Genomic DNA, 2,923 nt, shown 5'->3' on the forward strand with positions numbered 1-2,923 from the left:
ACCTCGTCTTATTGAGGGGGAAACCTCGTCTTATTGAGGGGGAAACCTCGTCTTATTGAGTATTAAAGCCATATGTAGCAATGGTTTCAGAGGGCTTAAAGTAGTTAAAGTAGTTAAAGTAATTAAAGGATTAAGAGATTTTTTGTTTTTTTAATGATTTAATAGCAAAGAAACGTGTGACTATAACCAAGTCAACGCTATTTATCAGAGCTTCCAAGGGTTGAAGACAAAAGAAAAAAATAACTACATCGAAATATCTCGGTCTTTAGTTTTGGGGTTAGGCAATCTATCAATTACCTCTGGTTCTTTTATTAATTTGTTTTTAAACGCTCGTACAGCTTCAGGGGATTTTTTATTTCTGACTTCTGTTAGTAATCCAGCCACTTTAGCCCTTTTAGACTTTGGTAATGCCCTATAAAAACTAGTCCATTTGTCCCTATATTCCGTTTTAAGCTCTGTCTGAGCCTCTTTTGATACCTCCATAGCCTTTTTTCTTTCATTCTTCTCTACGGCGATTTTACGGCTTTCTAGCTGCATTGCCTCATTTACCCTAGTAATTTCATCTTTATCTAGCCCCTTAATAGCGTTAAAATATGGCTTTGCTCGTTGTTCCGTATGGGCTTGTACGCTTAGTAACACCTCTTTGTCGTGCTTGGTGTACTTGTAATCGCTCAAGATACTGTTGGCAGTCGCTATCTTGGGCTTGTAAGCATCGGCAACCCTTCCAGCGTATGCCTTTTTGCTCTCAAACATAGTTGTTTCGGGTATTTTTGGTTCAATCTCGACTTCTTGAGCCTTGTTGATAGCATCGTAATATTGCTTAATGCTTGTGTGCTTTGCCTTTGAGCCTTCCCTACCTCGTTCTAGTCCTAAGTCTTTCACCTCCTTGGCAAAATCAGTCTGCATTTTGTTTAATTTAGCCCGACCACCTAGAAACTCTTTGCAGTTGAGCTTCCCTCTTTGGTCAATGGGAACAACATAAGCGACTAAATGCGGTGTAGTTTCATCAACATGAAGGCTCATACCAGCGATATTTTCCTTACCATGCTTGTCATAGAGCCACTGACCAGCTCGCTCAAAAAAATCGTTTTCTTTGTTTGTTCCCCAGCCGTCCCATTCAGGACTGGCAGTTATTAAATATTCAACGCACAGAACCGCATCAGAACGCCTTTTTTCAGGGAGCAAATCTTGTATTGCCTGTTTGACTGCTTCAGCGGTAGCGACCGTATGGACGTTTTTAGAGGTGCGGTTAGGGTCAGCATTAGGCGTGTCTATCGTCCTGTAATTGTGTGCAAGACTGCCGCCAATGTTCCCCATTGTCTTTAGTTTTGCAGTCCTTAAAATCGCATAGTTCATAGCCACCTTTTCCCTGATAATTGTGTGTGGTTTTGCAAAGGTGTACTCACTACACCTTTAATTTATTAATCTAGCATGGCTAGATTAATAAATTAAAGGGAGATGAGCAAGGGGCGAACCCCTTTGAACCCCAAAAAAAACCCCAGCCGACAATTTGGATCGGCTGGGGTTTTCCAAAAACAAACCTTACGGTTTTATTTTATTTCTAAGTGAGGTGCTTGTGATTGCTTTATCCGTAGGTCTGACTTCGCTGTTATGTCCTTGCCCCAATTCGTTGCCCTTACTGCTACCAGCTGACGGTAATTCTCATCCTCGCTCATTTGAATGGCGTTCAGTGCTTGGCGGTCTAACCAGCCTTGCACTAAATCCTTTTTCTCTGTGCTATCACTCATAGCTCTATCGCTCCTTGTTATTACTTTTCGCTTATGTGAGTACATTAAATGTAAAACATTTGTACTTAAAATCTATCTGCTTGTTCGTCATCAAGATACTCTTTCATAGGTCGTTTGGTGAACTTGCTAGGGTCTTTCTTGAGCCAAGTCGCCATGTGCGTAATCCATGCACTAGATGAGCTATTAGCAGGGTTTTGTGGCATTACCAAGTGGGCATAATCAGATATGAATTTCTTGCTATTCACAGCTCTAGCAATCTGCTTAGGTGTAAGGGGTTTGCTAGCTTCTATATCAGTCTGATTGTTTATCCAATCTATTGTATTGGGGTCACGGTTTTTTGTCCCCACTTTTTCTTTTGTCTTCTCTTTAAATTTAAAAGTAAAGCCAGTAATTTTGCGACCAGCCTTATCTTGAATATAGCTAACTTTGAGGTCAGTCCTTTCATTGATTTGAGTTACTGCTAAATCTAATACATTCCTTTTAAAGTCGTGCATACGTGGGTATTCATTAGGGTCAATATCTAGTCTATCTCTTAACTCTTGTAAGCCGACTGTTGGTATAACTTTGGCTTGTCGCCATTGCACAATCATTTCATAAATGCGAATGGCGTACATACTAGTCAATTCAGCAGTTTGATTCAAAAAATAGGTTGTATAGCGGTTATTCAGCTTCCCAACCATGCTTAACACTTCCTCAGATAGATATAGCGTGACAGTCGCTTGTTGCTCAATATAGCCTATCTTAGTGACCCACCGAGCCTTCAATCGTTCATATAGTTGATGTTCAGGGCTAAGTTCTAAGTCGTATGTAAAATAACGATTAAATAAACGCTCTGACGCTTCTTTAAGTGCTTCATAGGCTGTCGTCCTATCTACCCCATACAATTCCATATAGTCCGTAGCTCTTACAGCAAACCTCGCTTTTTTCAATAGCTCAGGATTGGGTTCTATTTCAGCTAGTGAAGTAAAAACCATGTGTAAGACACGATATTCAACCAGTGACAAATTATAGTAAGCAACTGTTAGCGAATTGCTTTTTTTGACAATATCCTTCTTCATAAACAACTACCCTGATCATGTCGTCTAATAGACGAGGTTGTATAACACTCTTGTTAAAATGATGTTATAATACAACCTCGTCTTATGCAAGGGAAACCTCGTCTTATTGAGGGGGAA

At 40.1% G+C, this 2,923-nt stretch carries 3 protein-coding genes; all 3 read right to left on the reverse strand.

Going from position 1 to position 2,923, the window contains the following annotated elements:
* Nucleotides 1-243: 243 nt before the first annotated feature.
* Nucleotides 244-1,356 (reverse strand): MobV family relaxase, encoded by a 1,113-nt coding sequence (gene mobV, locus ACT3TU_RS13785; protein ID WP_444784498.1) that lies wholly within the window; start codon nucleotides 1,354-1,356, stop codon nucleotides 244-246.
* A gap of 194 nt (nucleotides 1,357-1,550) precedes the next feature.
* Entirely contained in the window at nucleotides 1,551-1,748 is a 198-nt protein-coding gene (locus ACT3TU_RS13790; RefSeq protein WP_443556011.1) for a hypothetical protein, read from the reverse strand.
* A gap of 65 nt (nucleotides 1,749-1,813) precedes the next feature.
* The gene (repM, locus tag ACT3TU_RS13795; protein ID WP_444784499.1) at nucleotides 1,814-2,806 is read right to left on the reverse strand and encodes a replication initiation protein RepM; all 993 of its coding nucleotides are present in this window, start codon (nucleotides 2,804-2,806) and stop codon (nucleotides 1,814-1,816) included.
* Nucleotides 2,807-2,923 lie beyond the last annotated feature (117 nt).

The organism is Psychrobacter sp. AOP3-A1-26 (assembly GCF_052378235.1).
Lineage (GTDB): Bacteria > Pseudomonadota > Gammaproteobacteria > Pseudomonadales > Moraxellaceae > Psychrobacter.

What these genes read in the sequence shown, in the direction of transcription:
- mobV (WP_444784498.1), bottom strand. Translation starts at nt 1,356, where the DNA reads ATGAACTATGCGATTTTAAGGACTGCAAAACTAAAGACAATGGGGAAC.
- ACT3TU_RS13790 (WP_443556011.1), bottom strand. Translation starts at nt 1,748, where the DNA reads ATGAGTGATAGCACAGAGAAAAAGGATTTAGTGCAAGGCTGGTTAGAC.
- repM (WP_444784499.1), bottom strand. Translation starts at nt 2,806, where the DNA reads ATGAAGAAGGATATTGTCAAAAAAAGCAATTCGCTAACAGTTGCTTAC.